At 52.3% G+C, this 1,754-nt stretch carries 1 rRNA gene (only partly in view); it reads left to right on the forward strand.

Annotated features, from left to right (window positions below):
* A 23S ribosomal RNA gene (locus tag ACIOMO_RS27630) occupies nt 1-1,726 on the forward strand; it begins 1,260 nt to the left of the window's first position.
* Nucleotides 1,727-1,754: the final 28 nt, after the last annotated feature.

A 1,754-nucleotide genomic window follows, 5' to 3' on the forward strand; every position in this document is an offset into this window, starting at 1 on the left:
GTGATGCGGTAGAGGAGCGTTCTGTAAGCCTGTGAAGGTGAGTTGAGAAGCTTGCTGGAGGTATCAGAAGTGCGAATGCTGACATGAGTAACGACAATGGGTGTGAAAAACACCCACGCCGAAAGACCAAGGTTTCCTGCGCAACGTTAATCGACGCAGGGTTAGTCGGTCCCTAAGGCGAGGCTGAAAAGCGTAGTCGATGGAAAACAGGTTAATATTCCTGTACTTCTGGTTATTGCGATGGAGGGACGGAGAAGGCTAGGCCAGCTTGGCGTTGGTTGTCCAAGTTTAAGGTGGTAGGCTGAGATCTTAGGTAAATCCGGGATCTTAAGGCCGAGAGCTGATGACGAGTGTTCTTTTAGAACACGAAGTGGTTGATGCCATGCTTCCAAGAAAAGCTTCTAAGCTTCAGGTAACCAGGAACCGTACCCCAAACCGACACAGGTGGTTGGGTAGAGAATACCAAGGCGCTTGAGAGAACTCGGGTGAAGGAACTAGGCAAAATGGCACCGTAACTTCGGGAGAAGGTGCGCCGGTGAGGGTGAAGGACTTGCTCCGTAAGCTCATGCCGGTCGAAGATACCAGGCCGCTGCGACTGTTTATTAAAAACACAGCACTCTGCAAACACGAAAGTGGACGTATAGGGTGTGACGCCTGCCCGGTGCCGGAAGGTTAATTGATGGGGTTAGCTAACGCGAAGCTCTTGATCGAAGCCCCGGTAAACGGCGGCCGTAACTATAACGGTCCTAAGGTAGCGAAATTCCTTGTCGGGTAAGTTCCGACCTGCACGAATGGCGTAACGATGGCGGCGCTGTCTCCACCCGAGACTCAGTGAAATTGAAATCGCTGTGAAGATGCAGTGTATCCGCGGCTAGACGGAAAGACCCCGTGAACCTTTACTATAGCTTTGCACTGGACTTTGAATTTGCTTGTGTAGGATAGGTGGGAGGCTTTGAAGCGTGGACGCCAGTTCGCGTGGAGCCAACCTTGAAATACCACCCTGGCAACTTTGAGGTTCTAACTCAGGTCCGTTATCCGGATCGAGGACAGTGTATGGTGGGTAGTTTGACTGGGGCGGTCTCCTCCTAAAGAGTAACGGAGGAGTACGAAGGTGCGCTCAGACCGGTCGGAAATCGGTCGTAGAGTATAAAGGCAAAAGCGCGCTTGACTGCGAGACAGACACGTCGAGCAGGTACGAAAGTAGGTCTTAGTGATCCGGTGGTTCTGTATGGAAGGGCCATCGCTCAACGGATAAAAGGTACTCCGGGGATAACAGGCTGATACCGCCCAAGAGTTCATATCGACGGCGGTGTTTGGCACCTCGATGTCGGCTCATCACATCCTGGGGCTGAAGCCGGTCCCAAGGGTATGGCTGTTCGCCATTTAAAGTGGTACGCGAGCTGGGTTTAGAACGTCGTGAGACAGTTCGGTCCCTATCTGCCGTGGACGTTTGAGATTTGAGAGGGGCTGCTCCTAGTACGAGAGGACCGGAGTGGACGAACCTCTGGTGTTCCGGTTGTCACGCCAGTGGCATTGCCGGGTAGCTATGTTCGGAATAGATAACCGCTGAAAGCATCTAAGCGGGAAACTAGCCTCAAGATGAGATCTCACTGGAACCTTGAGTTCCCTGAAGGGCCGTCGAAGACTACGACGTTGATAGGTTGGGTGTGTAAGCGCTGTGAGGCGTTGAGCTAACCAATACTAATTGCCCGTGAGGCTTGACCATATAACACCCAAGCAATTTGACTACTCGA

It is taken from the genome of Pseudomonas sp. NPDC087804 (assembly GCF_044742965.1).
Lineage (GTDB): Bacteria > Pseudomonadota > Gammaproteobacteria > Pseudomonadales > Pseudomonadaceae > Aquipseudomonas > Aquipseudomonas rustica.